The sequence below is a fragment of the Halomonas sp. R57-5 genome (assembly GCF_900070345.1).
Lineage (GTDB): Bacteria > Pseudomonadota > Gammaproteobacteria > Pseudomonadales > Halomonadaceae > Vreelandella > Vreelandella ventosae_B.
In genome coordinates this window covers 4,547,431-4,572,847 of the sequence record NZ_LN813019.1, presented here as the reverse complement: position 1 = coordinate 4,572,847, position 25,417 = coordinate 4,547,431, and the positions used below count along the sequence as shown (strand labels likewise).

General features: G+C 55.8%; 18 protein-coding genes and 3 rRNA genes. 8 read left to right on the top strand and 13 right to left on the bottom strand.

Annotated features, from left to right (window positions below; genetic code table 11):
• The first annotated feature begins 183 nt into the window (after window positions 1–183).
• The 4 genes from HALO_RS20815 to HALO_RS20800 all read left to right on the top strand — a co-directional run bounded on the left by HALO_RS20815 (window position 184) and on the right by HALO_RS20800 (window position 6,730).
• Window positions 184–1,715, top strand: a 16S ribosomal RNA gene (locus HALO_RS20815).
• Window positions 1,716–2,001: 286 nt separating this feature from the next.
• Window positions 2,002–4,891: ribosomal RNA gene (locus tag HALO_RS20810) — 23S ribosomal RNA — on the top strand.
• A gap of 145 nt (window positions 4,892–5,036) precedes the next feature.
• Window positions 5,037–5,152, top strand: a 5S ribosomal RNA gene (gene rrf / locus HALO_RS20805).
• Together the 16S, 23S and 5S rRNA genes form the textbook arrangement of a ribosomal RNA operon.
• Before the next feature lie 246 nt (window positions 5,153–5,398).
• Window positions 5,399–6,730 (top strand): deoxyguanosinetriphosphate triphosphohydrolase, encoded by a 1,332-nt coding sequence (locus tag HALO_RS20800; protein WP_039860938.1) that lies wholly within the window; start codon window positions 5,399–5,401, stop codon window positions 6,728–6,730.
• 11 nt (window positions 6,731–6,741) lie between these two features.
• Here HALO_RS20800 and HALO_RS20795 read toward each other — a convergent pair whose 3' ends face one another.
• From HALO_RS20795 to HALO_RS20785, 3 genes are read right to left on the bottom strand one after another with little or no spacing between them, the layout of a single operon-like run.
• Window positions 6,742–7,650 carry a nuclease-related domain-containing protein gene (locus HALO_RS20795; RefSeq protein WP_050713973.1) on the bottom strand — a complete coding sequence of 303 codons (909 nt, stop codon included), beginning with the start codon at window positions 7,648–7,650 and terminating at the stop codon, window positions 6,742–6,744.
• 57 nt (window positions 7,651–7,707) lie between these two features.
• The gene (locus HALO_RS20790; protein ID WP_035576420.1) at window positions 7,708–8,082 is read right to left on the bottom strand and encodes a translation initiation factor Sui1; all 375 of its coding nucleotides are present in this window, start codon (window positions 8,080–8,082) and stop codon (window positions 7,708–7,710) included.
• A gap of 2 nt (window positions 8,083–8,084) precedes the next feature.
• A complete protein-coding gene (locus HALO_RS20785) occupies window positions 8,085–8,783 on the bottom strand; it encodes an HAD-IA family hydrolase (protein WP_050713972.1) in 699 nt (232 codons plus the stop codon).
• Window positions 8,784–9,070: 287 nt separating this feature from the next.
• On the opposite strand from HALO_RS20785, the gene HALO_RS20780 reads away from it, so the two are divergent.
• Window positions 9,071–9,496 carry a hypothetical protein gene (locus HALO_RS20780; RefSeq protein WP_035576422.1) on the top strand — a complete coding sequence of 142 codons (426 nt, stop codon included), beginning with the start codon at window positions 9,071–9,073 and terminating at the stop codon, window positions 9,494–9,496.
• 16 nt (window positions 9,497–9,512) lie between these two features.
• On the opposite strand, the gene HALO_RS20775 is transcribed toward HALO_RS20780, so the two are convergent.
• The 7 genes from HALO_RS20775 to tkt form a co-directional block, all read right to left on the bottom strand.
• Window positions 9,513–9,863: a hypothetical protein gene (locus HALO_RS20775; RefSeq protein ID WP_035576423.1), complete on the bottom strand. Its 351-nt coding sequence runs from the start codon at window positions 9,861–9,863 to the stop codon at window positions 9,513–9,515.
• Between the two features lie 180 nt (window positions 9,864–10,043).
• Window positions 10,044–11,108: a class II fructose-bisphosphate aldolase gene (gene fba, locus HALO_RS20770; protein WP_035576424.1), complete on the bottom strand. Its 1,065-nt coding sequence runs from the start codon at window positions 11,106–11,108 to the stop codon at window positions 10,044–10,046.
• Between the two features lie 80 nt (window positions 11,109–11,188).
• A complete protein-coding gene (locus tag HALO_RS20765; protein WP_050713971.1) occupies window positions 11,189–12,358 on the bottom strand; it encodes a phosphoglycerate kinase in 1,170 nt (389 codons plus the stop codon).
• Between the two features lie 60 nt (window positions 12,359–12,418).
• Entirely contained in the window at window positions 12,419–13,456 is a 1,038-nt protein-coding gene (locus HALO_RS20760) for a type I glyceraldehyde-3-phosphate dehydrogenase (protein ID WP_035576426.1), read from the bottom strand.
• Between the two features lie 108 nt (window positions 13,457–13,564).
• Window positions 13,565–14,290, bottom strand: coding sequence for an LrgB family protein (locus tag HALO_RS20755; protein ID WP_050713970.1), 726 nt, complete (start codon window positions 14,288–14,290; stop codon window positions 13,565–13,567).
• On the bottom strand, window positions 14,280–14,633 hold the full coding sequence (locus HALO_RS20750) for a CidA/LrgA family protein (RefSeq protein WP_035576428.1): 354 nt from the start codon (window positions 14,631–14,633) through the stop codon (window positions 14,280–14,282). Before HALO_RS20750 ends, HALO_RS20755 begins: the two co-directional genes overlap by 11 nt.
• 3 nt (window positions 14,634–14,636) lie before the next feature.
• Window positions 14,637–16,628, bottom strand: coding sequence for a transketolase (gene tkt / locus HALO_RS20745; RefSeq protein ID WP_050713969.1), 1,992 nt, complete (start codon window positions 16,626–16,628; stop codon window positions 14,637–14,639).
• A gap of 250 nt (window positions 16,629–16,878) precedes the next feature.
• Between tkt and metK the strand changes: the two genes are divergently transcribed.
• Window positions 16,879–18,099, top strand: coding sequence for a methionine adenosyltransferase (gene metK, locus HALO_RS20740; protein ID WP_050713968.1), 1,221 nt, complete (start codon window positions 16,879–16,881; stop codon window positions 18,097–18,099).
• 136 nt (window positions 18,100–18,235) lie between these two features.
• A complete protein-coding gene (gene ligB, locus HALO_RS20735) occupies window positions 18,236–19,912 on the top strand; it encodes an NAD-dependent DNA ligase LigB (RefSeq protein WP_035576431.1) in 1,677 nt (558 codons plus the stop codon).
• Here ligB and HALO_RS20730 read toward each other — a convergent pair.
• On the bottom strand, window positions 19,909–20,844 hold the full coding sequence (locus HALO_RS20730; RefSeq protein WP_035576432.1) for an AEC family transporter: 936 nt from the start codon (window positions 20,842–20,844) through the stop codon (window positions 19,909–19,911). The genes ligB and HALO_RS20730 overlap by 4 nt on opposite strands.
• 143 nt (window positions 20,845–20,987) lie before the next feature.
• On the opposite strand from HALO_RS20730, the gene metF reads away from it, so the two are divergent.
• Window positions 20,988–21,830, top strand: coding sequence for a methylenetetrahydrofolate reductase [NAD(P)H] (metF, locus tag HALO_RS20725; protein ID WP_035576433.1), 843 nt, complete (start codon window positions 20,988–20,990; stop codon window positions 21,828–21,830).
• 100 nt (window positions 21,831–21,930) lie between these two features.
• Here the strand turns inward: metF and HALO_RS20720 are convergent, their stop codons facing one another.
• Together HALO_RS20720 and HALO_RS20715 are read right to left on the bottom strand one after the other, a co-directional pair.
• Window positions 21,931–24,132 carry a TRAP transporter permease gene (locus HALO_RS20720; protein ID WP_050713967.1) on the bottom strand — a complete coding sequence of 734 codons (2,202 nt, stop codon included), beginning with the start codon at window positions 24,130–24,132 and terminating at the stop codon, window positions 21,931–21,933.
• 103 nt (window positions 24,133–24,235) lie between these two features.
• Complete coding sequence (locus tag HALO_RS20715) at window positions 24,236–25,225, bottom strand: TAXI family TRAP transporter solute-binding subunit (RefSeq protein ID WP_050713966.1); 990 nt, start codon at window positions 25,223–25,225, stop codon at window positions 24,236–24,238.
• Between the last annotated feature and the right edge of the window lie 192 nt (window positions 25,226–25,417).

Sequence of the window (25,417 nt, the reverse complement as noted above, 5' to 3'; positions counted from 1 at the left end):
TTCATGTGGGCGCTTGCTGATGTTGGTGACAAATCACCAAATATCAAGGCAAGCGACTCAAGCAATAGGGTTTTAAAGGATTCGTCCTTTAGGATCTGTTTTGAATGAATTCGTTTGAACCTTGAGCCAAGTTTGGTTCGCTTCTGTCACTTTCGAGTGGCAGGTAAGAACCGCATAGATCTTAAACTGAAGAGTTTGATCATGGCTCAGATTGAACGCTGGCGGCAGGCCTAACACATGCAAGTCGAGCGGTAACAGGGGTAGCTTGCTACCCGCTGACGAGCGGCGGACGGGTGAGTAATGCATAGGAATCTGCCCGATAGTGGGGGATAACCTGGGGAAACCCAGGCTAATACCGCATACGTCCTACGGGAGAAAGGGGGCTCCGGCTCCCGCTATTGGATGAGCCTATGTCGGATTAGCTAGTTGGTAAGGTAATGGCTTACCAAGGCAACGATCCGTAGCTGGTCTGAGAGGATGATCAGCCACATCGGGACTGAGACACGGCCCGAACTCCTACGGGAGGCAGCAGTGGGGAATATTGGACAATGGGGGCAACCCTGATCCAGCCATGCCGCGTGTGTGAAGAAGGCCCTCGGGTTGTAAAGCACTTTCAGCGAGGAAGAACGCCTATCGGTTAATACCCGGTAGGAAAGACATCACTCGCAGAAGAAGCACCGGCTAACTCCGTGCCAGCAGCCGCGGTAATACGGAGGGTGCAAGCGTTAATCGGAATTACTGGGCGTAAAGCGCGCGTAGGTGGCTTGATAAGCCGGTTGTGAAAGCCCCGGGCTCAACCTGGGAACGGCATCCGGAACTGTCAGGCTAGAGTGCAGGAGAGGAAGGTAGAATTCCCGGTGTAGCGGTGAAATGCGTAGAGATCGGGAGGAATACCAGTGGCGAAGGCGGCCTTCTGGACTGACACTGACACTGAGGTGCGAAAGCGTGGGTAGCAAACAGGATTAGATACCCTGGTAGTCCACGCCGTAAACGATGTCGACCAGCCGTTGGGTGCCTAGAGCACTTTGTGGCGAAGTTAACGCGATAAGTCGACCGCCTGGGGAGTACGGCCGCAAGGTTAAAACTCAAATGAATTGACGGGGGCCCGCACAAGCGGTGGAGCATGTGGTTTAATTCGATGCAACGCGAAGAACCTTACCTACCCTTGACATCTACAGAAGCCGGAAGAGATTCTGGTGTGCCTTCGGGAACTGTAAGACAGGTGCTGCATGGCTGTCGTCAGCTCGTGTTGTGAAATGTTGGGTTAAGTCCCGTAACGAGCGCAACCCTTGTCCTTATTTGCCAGCACGTAATGGTGGGAACTCTAAGGAGACTGCCGGTGACAAACCGGAGGAAGGTGGGACGACGTCAAGTCATCATGGCCCTTACGGGTAGGGCTACACACGTGCTACAATGGCCGGTACAAAGGGCTGCGAGCTCGCGAGAGTCAGCGAATCCCTTAAAGCCGGTCTCAGTCCGGATCGGAGTCTGCAACTCGACTCCGTGAAGTCGGAATCGCTAGTAATCGTGAATCAGAATGTCACGGTGAATACGTTCCCGGGCCTTGTACACACCGCCCGTCACACCATGGGAGTGGACTGCACCAGAAGTGGTTAGCCTAACGCAAGAGGGCGATCACCACGGTGTGGTTCATGACTGGGGTGAAGTCGTAACAAGGTAGCCGTAGGGGAACCTGCGGCTGGATCACCTCCTTAAACGATGCGTCACAGTCGGTAAGCGTCCACAATGAATTACCTGATCAGATAGCTGTTGTATGAGCAGTGATAAGCGAACGCTTTTCTAGCTTAGAAAAAGAAAAAGGTCTTCTTTTTTTAATGTGAAAAAACGCTTATCACTGCTTATAGCAGTCGCTCTTTAACAATGTATATCATGCTGACAAGAACACTTTGTAAGAAGTGCTTCTTAAATTGTGATACGCGTCAGCGTATCCGGCAAAATGAAACGTGATCATTGCGACATCCAGACTCCTTCGGGTTATAGGGTCAAGCAATGAAGCGCACACGGTGGATGCCTAGGCAGCCAGAGGCGATGAAAGACGTGGTAGCCTGCGATAAGGCTCGGTGAGGTGGCAACAACCTGTGACCCGGGCATTTCTGAATGGGGAAACCCACTCATCATAAGATGAGTATCGTGCACTGAATACATAGGTGTACGAGGCGAACCAGGGGAACTGAAACATCTAAGTACCCTGAGGAAAAGAAATCAACCGAGATTCCCCTAGTAGCGGCGAGCGAACGGGGACCAGCCCTTAAGCATGTGACTGATTAGGCGAACACGTTGGGAAGCGTGGCCGTAGCGGGTGATAGCCCCGTAGTCGAAAATCTGATCATGTGAAATCGAGTAGGTCGGGGCACGAGAAACCTTGACTGAAGACGGGGGGACCATCCTCCAAGGCTAAATACTCCTGGCTGACCGATAGTGAACCAGTACCGTGAGGGAAAGGCGAAAAGAACCCCGGAGAGGGGAGTGAAATAGATCCTGAAACCGTGTGCGTACAAGCAGTAGGAGCAGACTTGTTCTGTGACTGCGTACCTTTTGTATAATGGGTCAGCGACTTATATTCAGTGGCGAGGTTAACCGTATAGGGGAGCCGTAGGGAAACCGAGTCTTAACTGGGCGACACAGTCGCTGGATATAGACCCGAAACCGRGCGATCTATCCATGAGCAGGGTGAAGATTGAGTAACATCAATTGGAGGCCCGAACCAGGATCTGTTGAAAAAGATTTGGATGACTTGTGGATCGGAGTGAAAGGCTAATCAAGCTCGGAGATAGCTGGTTCTCCTCGAAAGCTATTTAGGTAGCGCCTCACGTAGTACCGCCGGGGTAGAGCACTGTTTCGGCTAGGGGGTCATCCCGACTTACCAACCCGAGGCAAACTCCGAATACCGGTGAGTAACGCGTGGGAGACACACGGCGGGTGCTAACGTCCGTCGTGAAAAGGGAAACAACCCAGACCGTCAGCTAAGGTCCCGAAATCCTGGTTAAGTGGGAAACGATGTGGGAAGGCTCAGACAGCTAGGAGGTTGGCTTAGAAGCAGCCATCCTTTAAAGAAAGCGTAATAGCTCACTAGTCGAGTCGGCCTGCGCGGAAGATGTAACGGGGCTAAACCAGGTACCGAAGCTACGGGTTCATCCTTTGGATGAGCGGTAGAGGAGCGTCGTGTACGCCAATGAAGGTGGATTGAGAAGTCTGCTGGAGGTATCACGAGTGCGAATGCTGACATGAGTAACGATAAAGGGAGWGAAAAACTCCCTCGCCGGAAGACCAAGGGTTTCTGTTCGACGCTAATCGGAGCAGAGTGAGTCGGCCCCTAAGGCGAGGCCGAAAGGCGTAGTCGATGGGAAACGGGTCAATATTCCCGTACCGGACATGGTTGCGATGGGGGGACGAAGAAGGCTAGGTGAGCCAGGCGTTGGTTGTCCTGGTGAAAGTGAGTAGGCTGAGGGTTTAGGTAAATCCGGACCCTTTCAAGGCCGAGACACGAGATGAACTGACCACGGTCAGGAAGTCACTGATGCCACGCTTCCAGGAAAAGCCTCTAAGCTTCAGATCATGTGCGACCGTACCCCAAACCGACACAGGTGGTCAGGGTGAGAATCCCAAGGCGCTTGAGAGAACTCGGGTGAAGGAACTAGGCAAAATGGTGCCGTAACTTCGGGAGAAGGCACGCCGGCGTAGGGTGAAGAGACTTGCTCTCCTAGCCCGAACCGGTCGAAGATACCAGGTGGCTGCAACTGTTTATTAAAAACACAGCACTCTGCTAACGCGCAAGCGGACGTATAGGGTGTGACGCCTGCCCGGTGCCGGAAGGTTAAATGATGGTGTTAGCCGCAAGGCGAAGCTCTTGATTGAAGCCCCGGTAAACGGCGGCCGTAACTATAACGGTCCTAAGGTAGCGAAATTCCTTGTCGGGTAAGTTCCGACCTGCACGAATGGCGTAATGATGGCCACGCTGTCTCCACCCGAGACTCAGTGAAATTGAAATCGCCGTGAAGATGCGGTGTACCCGCGGCTAGACGGAAAGACCCCGTGAACCTTTACTATAGCTTCACACTGGACGCTGATGTTGCCTGTGTAGGATAGCTGGGMGGCTTTGAAACTCGGACGCCAGTTCGGGCGGAGCCAACCTTGAAATACCAGCCTGGCATCATTGGCGTTCTCACTCAGGTCCGTTATCSGGATCGAGGACAGTGTGTGGTGGGTRKTTTGACTGGGGCGGTCTCCTCCTAAAGAGTAACGGAGGAGCACGAAGGTACCCTCAGCACGGTCGGACATCGTGCATTGAGTGCAAGAGCATAAGGGTGCTTGACTGCGAGACAGACACGTCGAGCAGGTGCGAAAGCAGGTTCTAGTGATCCGGTGGTTCTGTATGGAAGGGCCATCGCTCAACGGATAAAAGGTACTCCGGGGATAACAGGCTGATACCGCCCAAGAGTTCACATCGACGGCGGTGTTTGGCACCTCGATGTCGGCTCATCACATCCTGGGGCTGAAGTCGGTCCCAAGGGTATGGCTGTTCGCCATTTAAAGKGGTACGCGAGCTGGGTTTAGAACGTCGTGAGACAGTTCGGTCCCTATCTGCCGTGGGCGTTGGATGTTTGAGAAGGGCTGCTCCTAGTACGAGAGGACCGGAGTGGACGACCCTCTGGTGTTCCGGTTGTCACGCCAGTGGCATTGCCGGGTAGCTATGGTCGGACGGGATAACCGCTGAAAGCATCTAAGCGGGAAGCCCCCTTCAAGATGAGACATCCCTGAGGCCTAGAGCCTCCTGAAGGGCCCAGCGAGACCAGCTGGTTGATAGGCACGGTGTGGAAGCGCTGCAAGGCGTTGAGCTAACGTGTACTAATGGCCCGTGAGGCTTGACCCTATAACACCCAAGGGGTCTGGTCGTGATGATGACGCAACATTAAACGCCGGATACGCGCGCTGAGCTGACTGTTTAAGACAGAAAGCTTGGCAATGAGACGCACACAATTTAGCAATAGTCAGCATGATGTACATTAACAGTTACGCCTGACGACCATAGCACGCGTGAACCACCTGATCCCTTGCCGAACTCAGAAGTGAAACCGCTTAGCGCCGATGGTAGTGTGGGGTCTCCCCATGCGAGAGTAGGTCATCGTCAGGCACTTATTTGAAAAATCCCTCAGGGCTTACGCCTTGGGGGATTTTTTTTGTGTTGGGTGAAGGGTAAGTCGTGAATCGTGAGTAGAAAACGTTGGTGAATGGGGGTCTCCCCAATATCCTGTTCCGCCTCACGCCTCACGCCTCACGCCTCACGCCTCACGCCTCACGCCTCACGCCTCACGCCTCACACTAACGTGCGGTTTTCTGGCGTTTTATGTCAGAATGCACTCCTCCAGGAGGAATGCCCATGACTCAGATGCGCTGGGAACAGTTACTTTCCCCACGTCGTCTTCACGATCAACGCTCAACAAGTACCCGTGAAATCGGTCGTAGCCCGTTTCATAAAGATCACGACCGTATTGTTTTCTCAGGTTCATTTAGACGCCTAGGGCGCAAGACCCAGGTGCATCCGCTAACCGAAAACGATCATATTCATACGCGCCTAACTCACTCGCTGGAGGTTGGCTGTGTAGGCCGCTCCTTGGGCATGATTGTGGGGGAGTTGCTGCGCGATCGCCTGCCTGAATGGATTACGCCTGCTGACCTTGGCGTCATTGTCCAAACGGCGTGCCTGGGACATGACATCGGGAATCCCCCTTTTGGCCATGCGGGAGAGTATGCAATCCGTGATTGGTTTCAGCGCGCTCAAAGCAGTGGCCTGTTAGAAGGCCTTTCAGACGCTGAGCGCGAAGATCTGTTGACCTATGAAGGCAACGCCCAGGGTTTTCGGGTGATTACCCAGATCGAATATAACCAGTTTAATGGCGGTATGCGGCTTTCTGCAGCCACCTTGGGTGCATTACTTAAATACCCTTGGACGGTTCGTTATGGTGGACGAGCGGGCAAGTTTGGCGCCTATCAGTCAGAGCAGGTGCTGCTCAAAGAGGTGGCTGAAGCGGTAGGGTTGCTGCCCCAAGGCGAGCAGCGCTGGTGCCGCCATCCACTGGCGTGGCTGGTCGAGGCGGCAGATGATATCTGCTATGCCCTATTGGATCTGGAAGATGGTTTGGAGATGGGCATCCTGCGCTATGAAGAGGTTGTCGAAATACTGCGCCAAATTGCCGGAGAGTTTCCGCCCGAGTATGCCGAAATGCAAGATCGTAATGTGTCACAGCGGCGCCGCATTGCACTTCTGCGAGGAGCTGCGATGGAGCGGGCGGTCAATGATGTTGGCACGGTGTTTGTGCAGCACGAGCAGGCCCTGCTGAGCGGCACACTCAGTGAGGATCTGTTGGAGCTGTGCCACCCTGACCTGGGATGGGGCGTGCAGGCGGCGAAGCAGTTGGCTCGAGAGCGCATTTTCCAGAATGAGCGTAAGGCGAAGCTCGAGATTGGCGCCTATACAACGCTGGGTATTTTGCTGGAGGCCTTTATTGGTGCGGCTCATGAACTTCATCACACCGGGCACTCATCGTTTAAACACCAGCGTGTACTGGCCCTGATTGGTGAAAATACGCCGCTGCCTTCATGGTCGCTCTACGATAGCTATCGGCGAATGCTGGACTTTATCGGTGGTATGACAGACCACTATGCGGTGGATCTGGCCCAGGAAATGGGCGGTCGACTGCGTGGGGATTGAGCGCAGGGCACTTATACGGAAGGTTGGCTCAGGTGCTTCAATTCCATCAACTGAGCGCGCTCAAGCAGAACATTAATGACCTTGTCATGGGTGGCGTCACTGAGTGGGCCTGGCGTTAGCTCGGTTAACTGCTTGGCAAGGGTGTCACCGCTTACCACCAGAATATCCGGGGCGGCTTCGCTATTATCTATTGTCCRGCCCGGCAGCACCAATACGCCCCGTACGGGTACGGACACGCCACAGCGTCGCTCAAGCCAGTGAGCCAGCCAGCTAACCCCTTGGCGTGTTTTATGTAATGGGCGACGCTCTTGCCAGTGTGGAAAGCGTAACCGCTCACGCTCCACCGCTACAGTGTTGAGCTCATTACCATCGGTGCCGATGGCGTGTGTTCTTGCCCGCGTCTCGACCACAAATACCCCGTGGGGTGTGACTACCACGTGATCAATCGTGAAACTATCGGTGGGCACATCATGAAACACATAGTAAGGGTGCGCATCAGGGCGGACCAGGCGCTCCAGCTCTTGGCCAACGGCAAGCTCGCAGGCTAAACCTAGCTTGAGTCGCCGGATACGCTGATAGTCGCGGACCAGCAGCAAGGAAAATGTCAGCACAAGTAAGGTGCTGAGTAGGCCATACAGTGCCCACTCGACCCAATCCTGCTTGTCAACAAACAGCATGCGCCCCATTCCGTAAACAAGCGGGGCGAGGCTGATAATGGGGCCTAATGCGGCGTTTAAAAATAGGCTGGAAAACGCTTGGTCAAGGCGGTAGCGCAGTGCTTGGCCCGGTTCATGAAGCGGAGCATTGAAGGGGGAGTGAACGCGAGCATCGTGCAGGCTGCGCAGCGCAAGGACAATGCTGGCCATTGCCGCCATGGGGAATAGAAAAATCAGGGGTAGCAAGTATTCCAGCCAAGCCATTGCAGTGCCTTGCTTTATAGCGACTTACCCGCAGGTAAGTCAGGGTGGTGTAGAGGCCTAACCTCCAGCGAGTTTAACCTGGTAGCCGAGTGCGCTTAACGCTTGATGCAGGGTATCGCGGTGGTCGCCTTGAATTTCAATAATACCCTCTTTAACGGCTCCCCCCGTTCCGCAGCGCTTTTTAAGCGTTTTGGCCAAGGTTTTAAGCTCTTCGCTAGGCAGGGGAATGCCACTAATGGTGGTAACGCCTTTGCCTTTCCGACCACTCGTTTCACGGCGAATGCGCACCACGCCATCAAGTGCCGCCAGTCGCTGCTGTTCGCTCAGCTCATCGCATTGGCAGGCATCAAGTGGTTCCCTGCAGGTGGGGCAGGTTTTGCCATGTTCAGTGGAGTAAACCAGCCCGCCGAGCTGGTCACGTAAAGAGGGCATTATCATCCTCCCATTGAGTGTTGAGGCACAGGGGTTTGCCAATACTCACGCGTGAGTCGCTCCACCACGGCAGGCAACTGATACATATTGCTGATCATGATAGCGTTCTCAGGCGTTGTCTCGGCATCAGGAAAACGGTTTAAGTGAATCACCGTCATTCCCGCTTGAAGCGCCGCACGCACACCGACCAAGGCATCGTCTATAGCAATGCAGTCACGCGCTGAATAGCCCATGATACTCGCTGCGTGTAAATGTAAACAGGGTTCGGGCTTCCAGCAATTGGCGGTATAGCCACTGAAAAAGCGTTTGCCAAAATAGTGACTAAGTCCTGTCGCCTCTAAAGCCGTGCGAATTTTGCTTTCAGGCCCATTAGACACCACGGCACTGGGATAAGCGGCCAAAATATCCAGCGCTTCGTGGGCGCCAGGTATCGTCGTTAACTCCTGAGCAAGCCGTGTAGCTAAATTGGCCCGCATAGAGATTTCCATGTGTTCAAGCTGGACAGGATCAACGTCACCATGGCGTTGTTGCAGTTCAGCCACGATACGTCGAAAGCGCGCCCCACGAAATTCGCCTAGATAATCAGTAACAGCGAAAGGCAGGCCTACTGAATTAAGTCCGGCGGCCATCTCTTCGGCCAGTAGCGGCTCGCTATCGRCGAGGGTGCCATCACAGTCAAACAGCAAAAGTGGGAGCGGCATTGCGGTTCCTTGCAGCGGCTCAAGCGCTGCCAGTGTTAGTTGAAGCCATCCATACTGCTATTGAACGGGATTTTACGCCATTTGTGAACACTGTTTTGTAATTTTTTGCTTGCTTGCACGTTACTCTTGAGCCAGCTTAAACAGCTACGCTCATTTTGGCGGCCGCTGGTGTATGTCATTTAGGCTTCAGGACACGCTGTAGCGCTAGCGTTAGAAACAGCCAAGCTGCGCTGAAGAGATAGTAGGGATACACTATTCTGTTATAACCACAACATGGAGAACACCCAATGCGACTAGCCCCTTGGTTTCTACCCTTTGCACTCAGCGCTGCGTTGCTAACGACGACTGGTTATGTGCTTGCTGATAATCATGACGCAGAGGGCGAACAGCACGAGCCTCTGGATGATGAGGCACTAGAAGAGGAGTACGGTATTAAAGCGGGGTCGGTAAAACGCGATGAAGAGACGTCCTCTAGCGATTCCGATGGCACTGATGAGCAGGCACGCGCTCGTGAAGAAGAGGAGGAGGAAGAGAAGGGCGAAGAAGTCGCCACCAGCGCGGGTGAAGCTGATGTAGAGCTAGAGCCTGGCAAGAGTGAAGAGCGCAACCCAGAGGCTGGCACAGGCGGTACGGGGAGTCCTGACGATGCTATCCATAGCAGCGAAGAAGAGAATAGTGAGGATGATGAAGAGGGCACCGACGATAATGAGTAGCGTCAGTGCCCCAGCGCTACTTGGCGAGTCGCCGCGAGTTAGCGCTACTACGCTGATGGTAGGGTTTCATCGTACGCTGGCTGGTAACCCACCAGGGGGCTTGCTGCCCGCTCATTGAATTGAGCAGCGCTTTTTGCATGACGAGGCCAGCTTCCATGCTGGCCTCGAGTTTTTCGGTGACCATGCGCTGATTTTCTTGCATCATTTTAGGACTGAAAAACGGCTGTGTTTGCCATAAATGATTTCGCATAGTGATCGTCGACAAAGACGTCGACCATAGCTCGAAGGCCATGATGCCGACTTTCCATATATCGAACATTGCTACCGGAGTAGTGGGCAGTAGGGACAGGGGAGTCGTCAATTTCATAAGTGTTGTGGCCTCCTTCCTTGCTGGAACACGAAACGTCGTGGCCTCATTACCAGTGTTAAGGTATCAATGCTGCATTGCAACATCTATTTCGTTAGCCATAACCTGTGTTATATAAAAAGAGCGGCMAAAAAAAGACGACCCGAAGGTCGTCTTTTTCGAGGCGTATCAGCTACCCGTTTATTTTACCTTAGGCGCCAGCTCGCCACGCTCATAGCGCAGGAACATCTCTTCCAGGTTGATTGGCTTAATCTTACTGGCGTTGCCCGCCGTACCAAAGGCTTCGTAGCGAGCGATACACAGATCACGCATGGCGGTAACGGTCTCTTTCAAGAACTTACGCGGATCGAATTCAGACGGGTTCTCCGCCAGGAAGCGACGCACTGCCCCGGTAGAGGCTAAGCGCAGGTCGGTATCAATGTTGACCTTGCGCACGCCGTGCTTAATACCCTCAACGATCTCTTCGACGGGAACACCGTAAGTTTCAGGGATCTCTCCGCCGTACTGGTTGATCACTTCGAGCCACTCCTGGGGCACAGAGGAGGAGCCGTGCATGACCAAGTGAGTATCTGGAATCCGTGCGTGGATCTCTTTAATACGCTGGATGGAGAGCGTGTCGCCGGTCGGTGGCTGGGTGAATTTGTAAGCACCGTGGCTAGTGCCAATGGCAATCGCCAGCGCGTCTACGTGGGTCGCTTTAACAAATTCAGCGGCTTCTTCCGGGTCCGTTAGCAGCTGCTCCATATCCAGCTTGCCTTCCGCACCGATACCGTCTTCTTCGCCGGCCATGCCGGTTTCCAGGCTGCCCAGGCAGCCCAGCTCGCCTTCTACGGAAACGCCGCAGGCGTGCGCCATTTCCACCGCGCGGCGGGTAACATTGACGTTATAGTCGTAGTCGGTGGGCGTTTTACCATCTTCGCCCAGCGAGCCATCCATCATGACCGAGGAGAAGCCGAGCTGAATAGAGCGCTGGCAGACCGCCGGGCTAGTGCCGTGATCCTGATGCATCACCACAGGGATATGCGGAAACTCTTCGACGGCTGCCAAAATCAGATGGCGCAGGAAAGGCGCACCCGCATACTTGCGCGCGCCCGCAGAAGCTTGCACGATGACGGGCGAGTCAGTGGCATCAGCGGCTTCCATAATGGCGCGCATTTGCTCAAGGTTATTGACGTTGAACGCCGGAATGCCGTAACCGTATTCGGCGGCGTGGTCGAGCATTTGGCGCATGCTGATCAGAGCCATAAAATTATCTTACCTGTTTGCGTTGTCAATTGGGTTATCTGAACGAGCACCATAAGCGCCCAGGTTCAAGTTGCTTTATGTTAGCTGCGTTTGGCCGCTGCTTCGAGTGCTGCCACGGCTGGCAACTGCTTGCCTTCGACATACTCAAGAAAGGCGCCGCCGCCGGTGGAAATGTACGAGACGCGATCCGCAATGGCGTATTTATCAATGGCCGCTAGGGTATCGCCGCCACCGGCAATAGAAAAGCCCGCGCTATCGGCGATGGCCTGGGCGATCACCTGGGTGCCTTTACCAAACTGATCGATTTCAAAGACGCCGACGGGGCCGTTCCATAGGATGGTGCCAGCGTCTTTGAGCATGCTCGCCAAATGAGCGGCGGTATCTGGGCCGATATCCAAAATCATCTCGTTGTCAGCCACCTGATCCACGGGCTTGACTACCGCTTTGGCCGATTCAGAAAACTCGGTGGCGACGACCACATCGGTCGGGAGCGGAATTGACACCTTCTCCATCAGCGCTTTCGCCTGGCCCACCAAATCGGCCTCATGGAGTGATTTGCCGACATTGTAGCCTGCAGCGGCAATAAAGGTGTTGGCGATACCGCCGCCGACAATCAATTGATCGCATTTTTCCGCCAGCGCGGTGAGTACATCCAGCTTGGTAGAGACCTTCGAGCCACCGACGATGGCGGCCATGGGCCGGGCCGGATGCGCCAGTGCTTTTTCAAGCGCATCCAGCTCCTGGGCAAGCAAAGGCCCCGCGCAGGCGCTAGGGGCAAAGCGCGCCACGCCATGGGTGGAGGCTTGGGCGCGGTGGGCGGTGCCAAACGCATCCATCACAAAGATATCGCACAGCGCGGCGTACTGTTTTGCCAGCTGKTCATCGTCTTTTTTCTCGCCGCTATTAAAGCGCACGTTTTCCAGCAGCACCACGTCGCCGTTGGCAAGCTCAAGGGTTTCGCCAAGATATGCTTTGACCAGCGGTACTGGGCGGCCTAATAGCTCACCTAAATGTTCCGCCACCGGCGCGAGGGAAAACTCCTCGGCGGGTTCGCCTTCGGTGGGACGGCCCAAGTGGCTCATCAACATCACTTTGGCCCCAGCCTTCACGGCTGCCTGAATCGTCGGCAGCGCGGCCCGCAGGCGGGCGTCGCTGGAAACGCGGCCATGTTTGATGGGCACATTCAAGTCTTCACGGATCAGCACGCGTTGTCCTTCCAAGGGAAGGTCAGTCATCTTCTTCACGTTCATGTGAGCGGTTTCCTCGTGTTTAGGCCGTTGAACTAAATATAAACAGCTAATGCAAACAGGTTACGTCTGTGCCGAAAGGCTGGCCAGCCGCTGGCTAATATCGAGCATACGGTTAGCGAACCCCCACTCGTTATCAAACCAGCACAGCAGTTTGATAAGGCGCTTGCCAGCCACCCGGGTTTGGGTAGCGTCCAGAATGCCTGAACGCGGGTCGTGATTAAAATCAACCGATGCCATAGGGGCTTCAGTATAGCCAAGCACGCCCTTTAAACGCTGCTGACTGGCAGCCAGCAGCAGCGCATTCACATCGTCTCGGTGGGTGTCGCGGCTAACCGTGAGCGCTACGTCCATGGCAGAGACATTGATAGTCGGTACGCGTACGTGTAGGCACTCAAAGCGGCCTGCAAGATGGGGCATCAAGCGGCTAATGCCGAGCGCCAGACCGGTATCCACTGGCACTATGGAGTGCATCGCTGAGCGGGTAAGGCGCAGGTCGGTCTGGTGATAGGCATCGATCACTGGCTGGTCGTTCATCGCCGAATGAATCGTCGTGGTGACACCATGTTCAAGACCGAGAGCTTCATCCAGAACGGTCAGCAGCGGCACAAGGCAGTTGGTAGTACAGGAAGCGGCAGAGAGAACGCGCTGGGACAGCGCTAGCTTGTCCTCATTAATGCCCCACACAATGGTGGCATCGACATCGTTTTCCGCTGGCTGGGAAAAAAGTAGCCGCTTAGCGCCAGCCTCTAGGTGTAGCTCAGCGGTGGCGCGATCTTTAAAGCTTCCTGAACACTCCAGTACCAGATCCACATTAAGCGCCTTCCAGGGCAGCTTGCGTGGATCTTGTTCGCAGAGTACCTGGATGCGCTGGCCGTTGACGATAAGGGCCTGGCCGTCGTTATCGACGTCACCGGGAAAGCGACCATGGGTCGTGTCGTAACGGGTCAGGTAAGTGATCGTCGCAAGGTCAGACAACTCATTAATGGCGACCACTTCAAGTTCGGGGTGGTACCGCTCAACGAGCGCCCGCAGCACGCATTGGCCAATGCGCCCGTAACCGTTAATGGCGATGCGATAGCTGGAAGCTGAATTAGCCATGCAGAAGGGTGGCTCTTAAAAGTGAATCGACAATGATCTAAATAGGCTAGAACTCGTTGCGATGATAACGTATTTCAGCGGGCGACTGTTATCGGCTAACTGCGCCTATCAGCTGGCCATGCCTATCAATCGCCAGGCAAGTGGCAGCAGTACCGCGGTGAATATACCCGTGAGGCTCATGCCCAGTGACGCGAAAGCGCCGGCCGTGGGGCTGATCTCAAACGCTCTTACCGTGCCAATGGCATGGCCGTTAAGCCCCAGGGCAAAACCGATCAAGCGGTCATCCTCAATATGTAGCCAACGCGCCGCTAGGCTAACACAGGGAATCGTTATCACACCGGTCACCAGCAGTGCGCCCAACAGTAGTGCCGTGGTGCCGCCCAGCTGCTCGGTAATGCCAATGGCGATAGGTGCGGTCACCGATTTGGCGGCAATGGAAGCGAGTATGGTATCCGTACTGCCCAGTAACCAAGMAATGGCCAGCGAGTAGCAAGCCGCCAATGTGGCGGCGATGGGTAAACAAATCGCCAAAGGTCGCCATAGCTCAACGATGCGCGGCAACTGTTGATAAAGCGGCATCCCCAGCGCCACCGTGGCGGGCCCCAATAGCACCGTTAGCCAAGTGGCACCCTGCTGGTAGGTGGCGTAGGGCAGCCCTATCAGCGCTAACGCCCCCGCCAGCAGCAGCGCCGCAATCAAAATGGCGGGTAGCCAAGCAGGGCGCTTTAAACGTTGGAATAGACCACTACCCAGCAAATAAGCGGCGAGCGTTAAGCCCACCGCAAATAGCGGGGTAGTGGTTAACAGTTCGAGTAGCGGTGTATTAGCGTGCATGGGGCTGCCCGATTAGGCGTTTGAGCAGCCAAAGCGTCGTCGTCACGCTGAGTAACGTGCCCACCACTAAGGCAATAAGAATGGCGCTCCACTGGCCAGCCAGCTCACCGATGATGAAAAACACCCCCACAACGCCGGGCATAATCAGCATGGCCAGTAGTGCAATGAGCGGCTGGGCGGCTGCGGCAATACTGCTCGGGACACGACCACGCACAGCGAGCGTTGCGCAGAGCAGCAGCATGCCGATCACGCCTGACGAGATCGGCAGACCGGTGAAGTGGATCACCACTTCACCGATCAGCCAGTAGCTAATCAGCCATAGAAAGCCACTGAGCGCGGGCATGGCTTAGCCGAGTAGTTCGTTGGCTTGCTTGACCACATTCTCGACGGTAAAGCCGAAGTGCTTGAACAGMTCCCCCGCCGGGGCGGATTCGCCGTAGGTGGTCATGCCGATCACGCGGCCTTCCAGGCCCACATACTTGTACCAGTAGTCGGCGTGGGCGGCTTCGATGGCGATACGCTTGGTGMCCGCTTTGGGCAGTACACTTTCGCGGTACTCCGCGTCCTGGCCGTTAAAGCGGTAGGCTGACGGCATCGAGACTACCCGCACCGCTTTGCCCTGCTGCTCAAGCTCGGCGGCGGCGTCCATCGCCAGGGCGACTTCTGAACCGGTGGCAATCAGAATCAGCTCGGGCGTCCCTTCGCTATCTTTCAGGACATACGCCCCGTTTTGAATCGATGCCAGCTGCGCTTTGGTGCGCTGCTGATGGGGCAGATTCTGGCGAGAGAGTACCAACGCCGTGGGGCCCGAGTGACGCTTAATGGCCGCATCCCAGGAGGCTGCTGTTTCCACCGCATCACAAGGGCGCCAGGTATTGAGGTTAGGCGTGGTGCGCAGGCTGGTCAGTTGCTCGATAGGCTGGTGAGTCGGCCCATCTTCCCCCAAGCCAATGGAGTCGTGGGTAAATACGTAAATCACCTGCTGGCCCATCAACGACGCCATACGGATCGAGTTACGCATGTACTCCATAAAGATCAGGAAGGTCGCGCCGTAAGGCACCAGGCCGCCGTGCAGGGCGATGCCGTTCATAACCGCCCCCATGCCAAACTCACGCACACCGTAGTGCAGGTAGTTGCCGCTGGCATCTTCCGGGGTGATCGCTTTGGCGCCTTTCCAGAAGGTCAGGTTAGACGGCGCCAGATCGGCACTGCCGCCCAGCAGTTCCGGCATTTGCGGGCCAATGGCATTTAACACTTCAAAGGAGGCTTTACGCGAGGCAATGGTCTCGCCGCGCTCTTGGGCCTGCTCAATCAAGGCTTCGGTGGGCAGTTCCGTCGGCAGCTGGCGCTTCATGCGGCGGGTAAATTCCCGCGCTTCCGTGGGGAAGGCCTCTGCGTAGCGAGCAAAGCGCTCCTCCCACTTCTGCTGGGCTGCTTTGCCAGCGTTGCGGGCATCCCAGGCCGAGTAAATCGGCTCGGGGATATGGAAGGGCGCGTGGGGCCAGTCGAGCTGGGTGCGTGCCAGCGCCACTTCGTCATCGCCTAGGGGCGCACCGTGGGCGTCCTCTTTGCCCTGCTTGTTGGGCGCACCAAAGCCGATAATGGTTTTGCAGATAATCAGGCTCGGCTTATCGTCGTGGCTCTTGGCCAGCTCAATAGCGGCTTTCACCTCTTCAGGCTTGTGGCCATCCACATTGGGCACCACGTGCCAGCCGTAAGCTTCAAAGCGCTTGGCGGTATCGTCGGTAAACCAGCCTTCCACTTCGCCATCGATAGAGATGCCGTTATCGTCGTATACAGTGATCAGCTTACCCAACTGCTGGGTACCGGCCAGGGAGGCGGCTTCGTGGGAGATACCTTCCATTAAGCAGCCGTCACCTACAAAGCACCATGTGTGATGGTCAACGATGGTGTGGCCGGGGCGGTTGAACTGCGCCGCCATGGTTTTTTCCGCGATGGCAAAGCCCACGGCATTGGCAAAACCCTGACCCAGTGGGCCAGTGGTGGTTTCAATGCCGGGCGCGTAGCCGAATTCCGGGTGGCCCGCGGTGGGCGAATGCAGCTGGCGGAAATTCTGCAGCTGTTCCAGGCTTAGCTCGTAACCACTGAGGTGGAGCAGCGAGTAAAGCAGCATGGAGCCGTGACCATTGGAGAGCACAAAGCGGTCACGATCGGCCCACTTGGGGTCTTCGGGATTGTGCTTGAGGTAGTCATTCCATAGCACCTCGGCGATATCAGCCATTCCCATGGGGGCGCCAGGGTGGCCGGACTTGGCCTTCTGAACGGCATCCATGGAGAGGGCGCGAATGGCATTGGCTAGCTCAAAACGGGACGGCATGGGGGTGCTCCTCGCCTGAAAACAGAAATTATAAAGGCGCTATTGTCGCTGACTTCCCATGTTGCGGCAAATGTGACAGCAAATTCTAGGAATCACGTTCTGGGAAGCATCGCCGACAGCGTGTAGACTCTGCCTCCCGAAGTGATGAAGAACGTCATTACTTCGCTAATATGGGCAGGGGACACCTGCCATGATTTCCTGCTGATGCTGTGGGTTACCTACAGCCGTCATACAGAGGGTAGAGTGCGCGATGAGCGAATATTCCCTGTTTACCTCCGAGTCCGTCTCCGAAGGTCATCCCGATAAGATTGCCGATCAGATTTCTGACGCGGTGCTAGATGCCATTATCGCCCGCGATAAACAGGCGCGTGTTGCCTGTGAAACCATGGTGAAAACCGGGGTGGCGATCATTGCGGGTGAAATTACCACCTCCGCCTGGGTCGATTTAGAAACCCTCGTGCGTGATGTGATTATCAGCATTGGCTATAACTCGTCCGACGTGGGCTTTGATGGCGCGACCTGCGGCGTGGTTAACCTGATCGGTAAGCAGAGTGTCGAGATTGCCCAAGGCGTTGACCGCAGCAAACCGGAAGATCAGGGCGCTGGCGACCAGGGCCTGATGTTCGGCTATGCGACCAACGAAACCGATTCGTTTATGCCGGCACCGATCCACTACTCGCACCGTTTAGTCGAGCGTCAGGCCGAACTGCGTAAAAATGGCCTACTGCCATGGCTGCGCCCGGATGCCAAAAGCCAGGTGACCTTCCGCTATAACGCCGAAGGCCAGCCCTGTGGTGTCGACGCCATTGTTCTTTCTACCCAGCACGATCCTGACATTGATCAAGAAGACCTGCGCAAAATGATCAAGCGCGAGATCATTGAGCAGGTGATCCCCGCTGAGTGGTTGGATGAGAGTACCCAGTACCATATCAACCCGACCGGCAAATTCGTGATTGGCGGCCCGGTGGGCGMCTGTGGACTGACCGGTCGTAAGATCATTGTCGACACCTACGGCGGCATGGCGCGCCACGGCGGTGGTGCATTTTCGGGCAAAGACCCCTCTAAAGTTGACCGCAGCGCCGCCTATGCCGGCCGCTACGTGGCCAAGAACGTGGTGGCCTCAGGCCTGGCAGACAAGTGCGAGATTCAGGTCTCCTACGCGATTGGCGTGGCCGAGCCGACCTCGGTCTCCATCGACACCTTCGGCACCGGTAAGGTTGACGATGCCAGGATCGTTGCGCTGGTTCGCGAGCACTTTGACCTGCGCCCCTACGCGATCACCAAAATGCTTGATCTGCTGCACCCGATGTATCAGCTCACCGCCGCTTATGGCCACTTTGGTCGGGTGCCGTTTGAGCACAGCTACACTTGGAGCGACGATAAAGGCCAATCGCATACCGAAACCTTTACCGCCTTCCCGTGGGAAAAGATTGATAAGGCTGATGCGCTGCGCAAGGCCGCCGGTTTGTAAGAGATTTGCTATTCCGTTTGTAAGCAATGTATGAAATTGCCCCTTTGGCTCTGGCCGGGGGCTTTTTTTGTGCCCTGTATCAGCACTCTGCGCTAGGCTGAGTTTGTTGGCTAATTATTTTTTGTGGAGGCGAGAGATGACGAGAGGCGTCGTTGGGTGGGTATTCGCTGGCCTTATCGGGCTTGTCACTTTTTCCGCACAGGCTGCCGAATGCCCTGATTGGTCGCAAGAGCGTTTAAGCCGTGAAAGCCAGGCGCTTGCGGAACATGTTGAATATTGGGATATCGCTTACCATCAAGAAGGCGTTGCGTTGATCGACGATGCTCTCTACGACCAAGCCGTGGAGCGACTAGCCAACTGGCAGCGCTGTTTAGGCGCAGAACCGGATCATCGCCCGCTGACGCGGGTGACCAGCAGTAGCGGCACCCTAGAGCACCCAGCGGCCCAGCGCGGTCTCAATAAAGCCGATGACGATGGCGTCAGGCGCTTTACCAGTCGCCGCGAAGACCTGTGGATCCAACCCAAAGTGGACGGCGTAGCGGTGACGCTGCGCTATGCCGATGGTGAGCTGGTCGAAGCTGTTAGCCGTGGCGATGGCGAAAGAGGGCAAGACTGGACAGCCCGTGCCCGACAGTTGCCTGCCGTTCCCAATACGCTACCCGAGCCGATTTCTGCGCTACTCCAAGGCGAGTTGTATTGGCGCTTGGAAGCACACGTTCAGTCGCGCTCACCCTCTTCGGGTGCCCGAGGCGCCGTGGCAGGCGCCATGGCGCAGTCTTCGCCTGAAGCGACCACCCTTGAGCGTATTGGCCTGTTTGTGTGGGGCTGGCCTGACGGCCCGACCGACATGGAAAGCCGCTTAGCCCAACTGAGTGCGCTGGGCTTTGATAGCGCCGACTACACCTATCCCTTGGATGATCGCCGTGATGCCGCCTACTGGCGCGATACCTGGTTCAACGGCCCGCTGCCGTTTGCCACTGACGGCGTGGTGATTAAACAAGCCGAGCGCCCTGGCGTGCGCCGCTGGTCTTCGTCACCACCGGAGTGGGCCATTGCCTGGAAATACCCTGCCCAGCAGGCGCTGGCGGAGGTGCGCGGCATTGAGTTTCGCGTTGGGCGCACCGGGCGCGTAACGCCGCTGGTATGGCTCAATCCCGTACTGTTAGAAGGGCGGCGCATTAGCCGCGTTTCACTGGGCTCCTTGGATCGCTGGGAATCACTGGATGTCCGCCCCGGAGACCAAGTGGCGATTTCGCTAGCGGGGCTAACGATTCCCCAGCTAAGCGAGGTGGTGTGGCATACCCAGGAGCGCTCGCCACTGACTCCCCCGTCACCGCAGCGCTACCACCTGCTGAGCTGTTTTGAATTAACCCCCGGCTGCGAAAGCCAACTGCTATCGCGGCTTACCTACCTGGGCGAGCAGCTAGGCATGCAGGGTATCGGTGAAGGTACTTGGCAAGCGCTGATGGAGGCGGGCGTCGTCACGCAGTTACTCGACTGGCTGAACGTTGAGCCACGCCAGTTGCGCGAGGCCTACGGCATTGGCGAGGCCACTGCCGCCTCGCTCACTGAGCAATTTCAAGCAGCCCGTGGTCAACCATTTGCAGCTTGGCTAAGTGCGCTGGGCGCGCCGCCGGGCAGTGACGCGGCTCGCGGGGATTGGTATGAGTTAGCAGGCTATCGGCGCGAACAGTGGCAAGCCGTGCCAGGCGTTGGCCCTGTGCGTGCTGACGCGCTGGTCGCATTTTTCAGTCACCCGGAAATGCAGCGCATGGCTGCACAGCTTAACCAAGCGGGTGTTGCCGGCTTTTAGCCCAACCCGGTGAGGCGCAGCATTAAACCGAGATAGAGTGGAATCAGCAGTGGCGCAAGCAGCGTGGTGACCAGCACCGCTAACGCGCCTTTTTGTGGCTGAATACCCAGTTCCATCGCCACCACCACCACATTAGCAGCCATGGGCACCACGCCTATCAACAGCAGCGCTAGGGCTAACTCTGTGGAAAGTGGCGTGACCCACTGCAGTATTAACACGGCCACTAGCATGACCAATGGCCACATCAGATAGCGTAGCCCTAAACAGGCGGCTACAAAGCGCGTATCCCAGGCGGAAAGCGTCACTTGGCTCAGCGTCATACCAATAATCATCATACCCAGCAGGGTATAGGTGGCAGGGAACACTTGCAGTGAGCTCATGACCGCGGCGGGTAGGGCGACGTCAAGGGTGCTAAGCAGTAACGCTAACAGGAAGGCGTAGATAAGCGGTAAGCGCGAAATTTTGATCAGGCTTTCGCGCACCGAAAAACGCCCGCGTGCGCTGAGATAAAAGCCCACGGTAAATTCGTAGATATTAATCCCCAGCATACAGAACAGGTAAAGGGTGACACCTTCGGGGGGCAGCAAGATCAACGCAATCGGTAAACCAAAATAGCCGGTATTGCCCGTTCCTGAAGAGAACGCCAGCAGAGCGGCTTCCTGTTCACCAAAACGGTGGCGTGTGATGCGTTGCACCACCAGCGCCATTAGGCTCGCCAGCATAAATAGCGCTAATGTGAGTAACAGGTAGCTAGGGGTTGGGCCACCGTTCATCAGCGCGCGAAAAATCGTAAAGGGGGCAATGAGGTACACCAGCAGCGTCGCAATCGGGCGGGGATCTATTTTTAACCGTTGTGCGGCTATCCAGCCTAGCCCGACATACCCCAATAACATCAGCAGTGGCCCCATTAAGGCGCTGGGTGCTAAATCCATGATGGCTCCCGGTAAAATGATATGAACGGCTAACATGAGCCGAATTAAAGGCCAAGCGTGGAATCTTTCATTAGCCCCAGCGCGATGGAACAGCGAGAATACCGCAAAATATCACCACTATTAATCACTAATAAGGAAGTCCCATGAGCAGCCACGAGCATCCGCTAGGTATCAGCTTTGAATTCTTTCCGCCCAATACCGATGCTGGGCGCGACAAGCTGATCTACGTTCGCGATGAGCTGGCCGCCCGCAATCCGCGCTTTTTTTCGGTGACTTACGGTGCTGGCGGGTCTACCCAGGCGCGTACCCGCCAGGTGGTGCGCGAGGTCAGTGAGAGCGGCATCACGACCGCCCCGCACCTTTCCTGCATCGGCAGTGAAAAAGCCCAACTGCGTGATCTGCTGGCGCAGTACCGCGAGGAGGGCGTGGATAGCTTGGTCGCGCTGCGTGGTGACATGCCCTCAGGTATGGGAAGCATTGGCGAACTGCGTTATGCCAATGAACTGGTTGAGTTTATTCGCGCAGAAACCGGCGATCATTTCGATATTGCGGTGGCGGCCTATCCTGAATCGCATCCACAGGCGCCCAACCTTGATAAGGATGTGGAAAACTTTGCGCGTAAAATGAAGGCGGGGGCCAATATGGCCATTACCCAGTATTTCTTTACCGCCGATGCCTATTTTAACTTCGTCGATAAAGCCCGCGCGCTGGGCGTCGAGCAGCCGATTATTCCCGGCATCATGCCGATTACCAACTACACCAAGCTGGCGCGTTTTTCTGACGCCTGCGGTGCCGAGATACCACGCTGGATTCGCAAACAGTTAGAGTCCTATGGCGACGACAGCGAAGCCATTGCTGCCTTTGGCACCGATGTGGTGAGCCGTCTTTGCCAGCGATTGCTGGATGGCGGCGCGCCAGGCCTGCACTTCTACACGCTTAACCAAGCGGCGCCGGTGCTGAAAATCGTCGATAACCTGACCGATTAACCAAGCCTCTTTTCTTTGCCTACCTTGCGCTCATTAAAAACCCCGCTCAACAATTGTTGAGCGGGGTTTTTAACGCTTAGCGTTTAGCGGCTTAAATCAATCAGCCAGCTTGCGCCGTTTTGCTACCACCMCCGTGCATCTTACGCTGCATCATGAATAGCACGATACCAATCGCAAGGCCGGCAATGTCGGTATAGATACCGCCGTAGATTAAAAACAGCGCGCCTACCAGCATGACGACACGCTGCACTAGGTTAACGGGGCCAAAGAACCACGCTTGAACCATACCAGAAAGCAGCACAATACCTAGCGTCGCAGTTAACCCAACGCGCAGAATCTGCATCGGTGAGCCTTCCATCAGCATGGCCGGGCTGTAGAAGAACATAAACGGTACGATAAACGCAGCCAAGCCAATCTTGAACGAGGCCACCGAGGTGCCCATGGGGTTATCGCCAGAGATACCGGCGGCGGCATAGGAGGCCAAGGCAACGGGCGGCGTAATCGCTGAGACGACCGCAAAGTAGAACACGAAGAAGTGAGCAATTAGCGGCTCAATGCCGATATTGATCAAGCCTGGCGCGACCACAGAAGCGGCCACCGCATAGGCGGCAGTGGTCGGCATCCCCATACCCAGCAGAATACTAATCAGCATGGCGAACACTAGCGCCAATAGTTGGCTAACACCTGCTAGTCCCAGCAGTAGCGATGAGAAGCGCGCGCCAACACCGGTCAACGAGATAACCCCGACGATTAAGCCCGCACAGGCACACACGGCGATAATCTGAATCGACATGGTGCCCGCTATTTGCAGCGCTTTAAGAATCGCACGAAATCCCATTTTATTGGGTGAAAGCCAGCTAACCACCGCGGCTGAAGCCGTCGCCAGGGTGCCGGCGCGAATCACCGAATAGCCCATAAACAGCGCGACAATCAGGATAATAATCGGCGCAAATAGGTAGACCTGCTTGACCAGCTTAGAGAACAGCGGGATCTCATCTTTGCGCATCCCGCGCATGCCTTTACGGGCGGCTTCAAAGTCGACCATAAAGTAGATAGAGGCAAAATACAGAATCGCCGGAATGACCGCGGCAAGGGCAATTTCGGTGTACGGAATGCCGGTCACTTCCGCCATGATGAACGCACCCGCGCCCATAATCGGCGGCATGATTTGCCCGCCAGTTGAGGCGGCGGCCTCAATGGCACCCGCGCTACGTGCGGGGTAGCCGACTTTCTTCATCAATGGAATGGTCAACGAGCCGGTGGAAACCACGTTACCTGCCGAGGTGCCGTTAATCATACCCATCAAGCCAGAGGCAAAAATAGCCACCTKGGCCGGGCCACCACGGGCGCGGCCTGCTGCGGCAAAGGCAAAGTTAACGAAGTAATCGCCGACTTTAGAGGCCTGGAGGAAAGCCGCAAAAATAATGAACAGAATAATATAGGTCGACGACACCGCAGTGGTGGGGCCGAGAATACCGGCGTCGGTATACACCTGACTAAAGAAGCGCTGCAGTGACAGCCCCGGATAGCCCAGAAAGCCCGGCAAATAAGGGCCGGCAAAAACGTAGGTCAAAAAGATCGCGGAGATCACTACCAACGCTAAACCCGCTACCCGGCGGGTGAGCTCCAGAATCAGCAATGAGCCCGCGATGGCCGCCCAGGAGATGCCTGAGGGGGCGAAAGAAGTGCCCGTCGACATACGGATATTGGTGTTATACGCCACCAGTAAATAGCCAGCGCTGGCCAGTGCACAGACCATCAGTACCAAATCGGCAGGGTTGAAGCGATGCCGTGCCTGACTATAAAACCATGACAGGACAATTGCCCCCGCGGTGGTCGCCATGAGCGGGTAGCCGTAGTGCCAGTTTTCGACGCTCGGGTCGATACGCATGGCACCGCCGCTGAGTGTCTGATACATCAAAAAGACTTGCGCCAGAGTGTAGGCGGCGGGTATCAGTAACGCGTAGCTCACCCACTTAATCCAGGCACCTGATGCTTGGTGATCGTCATCGGCAAAGCGGGCACCGGCAAATAGCCCGTAACCGAGAATAAGCGCGCCGGCAATATGCACGATACGAAACGACCAGGTTTCCATCGGATACACGTTGAGTGAAATCAGATGGAAACTTGAGTAAGCGATCGCTAATGCCGCAAATAGCAGGAATTGCCAGCCGGTAAACAGGCGGCGATTGGGTTCAACAAGGTCTTCATCGACACCATCGGCAATGGACTCGGGTATCGCTGACGCCGCGTGGGCATCATCTTTGAGGTCATCGGGTTCTTGGTCGGTTTTGTGACTCATTAGAGTTCACCCTCACAGCAAAAGCAGACAAAGGGGTAGTAGCAGCGAAAGCTGCCCCGCCCGGCAGGGCCGGAAACGGGGCAGTTAGAACGTTGAAGGTTGCTTAGTTGATCATGTCATCATCAATTTCATAGCCGTTCTCTTCGTACCAGCGTGCCGCGCCGGGGTGAAACGGCAGCACGGTGTTGTGCTTGATGTTTTCTGGAATGGTGGTTTCAGCACTGCGGTGCACAGAGCGCATGCGGTCATTGTTTTCCATGGTGGCCTTGGTGACTTCGTAGACGAAATCTTCCGGCAGGTCGCAGCCCGCAATAGCGAAGTTCCACATGGAGACAGCGCGAGCGTCCTCTTCCAGCGTTGTGTAGGTGCTGGCCGGGATCATGAATTCAGCAACGGGGAAGTTTTCTAGCACCGTGGCCAGCTCTTCTTCGTTAAATTCGATGATATTGACGTCAGTTTGTACTTCCAACTGGCTAACGGCGGGAATCGGAATGCCGGCAGCGAAGGCAACAACGTCAAGCAAGCCATCCTGCAACTGGCCGCCCAGATCTGACCAACCGCCGTTGCGGCGCTCAAAGTCAACGCCTAGCGTTTCTAGGATTGCTGGGAAGTAGGTGTCAGAGGTTGAGGCAGCCGGGCCAAAGCCGATGCGCGCGCCATCAGGAATGTCGGAAATTGACTCGATACCGCTGTCAGAAAGCGCGGTAATGGAGAACGGCGTTTCGTACATGGGGAACATGGCGCATACATTGTCCATTGCCATGCCAGGCGCTAGCGGGCTTTCACCTTTAACGGCATCAGAGGCGGGGCCCATGGTGGTTAAACCAAATGCCATGTCGCCCGTGTGCMCAAGTGCCAGGTTTTGAGTGGGGCCGCCGGTGACTTCACCGCCGCCAGATACGCCTAACTCATCGGCAATAAAGTTCGCCCAGCCTGAACCGTAAACGAAGTAGGTGCCACCTTGGCTAGCGGTGCCAACAGTGAAGTTGTCGGGCCACCCGGAACGGTCTTGAGCCTGGGCGCTGCTGGCCGCTGCGACAAGCAGGGCGCTGCTGGCGAGGAGAGTGAACGTTTTAGGCATATGTTTGCGCATGGCGAAAATTCCTAGCTGTTATTGGGGTTATATACTGACGGCCTCTATTAATACCGCCAGTGGATACTGCATTAAGCAGGTATGCCTGTATATAACAGCGATAGTTGTGCCATTTAAAGTTTGTTCTTTTAAAATCAGTTATTTATAAATTTTTTATTCAACTTTGGTGGCAAGTGCTAACAGCTGAAGTGT

Excerpts from the sequence above, each read along its gene's own strand:
- HALO_RS20800 (WP_039860938.1), top strand. The coding sequence starts at position 5,399 with ATGACTCAGATGCGCTGGGAACAGTTACTTTCCCCACGTCGTCTTCAC.
- HALO_RS20790 (WP_035576420.1), bottom strand. The coding sequence starts at position 8,082 with ATGCCCTCTTTACGTGACCAGCTCGGCGGGCTGGTTTACTCCACTGAA.
- HALO_RS20780 (WP_035576422.1), top strand. The coding sequence starts at position 9,071 with ATGCGACTAGCCCCTTGGTTTCTACCCTTTGCACTCAGCGCTGCGTTG.
- HALO_RS20775 (WP_035576423.1), bottom strand. The coding sequence starts at position 9,863 with ATGAAATTGACGACTCCCCTGTCCCTACTGCCCACTACTCCGGTAGCA.
- fba (WP_035576424.1), bottom strand. The coding sequence starts at position 11,108 with ATGGCTCTGATCAGCATGCGCCAAATGCTCGACCACGCCGCCGAATAC.
- HALO_RS20760 (WP_035576426.1), bottom strand. The coding sequence starts at position 13,456 with ATGGCTAATTCAGCTTCCAGCTATCGCATCGCCATTAACGGTTACGGG.
- HALO_RS20750 (WP_035576428.1), bottom strand. The coding sequence starts at position 14,633 with ATGCCCGCGCTCAGTGGCTTTCTATGGCTGATTAGCTACTGGCTGATC.
- ligB (WP_035576431.1), top strand. The coding sequence starts at position 18,236 with ATGACGAGAGGCGTCGTTGGGTGGGTATTCGCTGGCCTTATCGGGCTT.
- HALO_RS20730 (WP_035576432.1), bottom strand. The coding sequence starts at position 20,844 with ATGGATTTAGCACCCAGCGCCTTAATGGGGCCACTGCTGATGTTATTG.
- metF (WP_035576433.1), top strand. The coding sequence starts at position 20,988 with ATGAGCAGCCACGAGCATCCGCTAGGTATCAGCTTTGAATTCTTTCCG.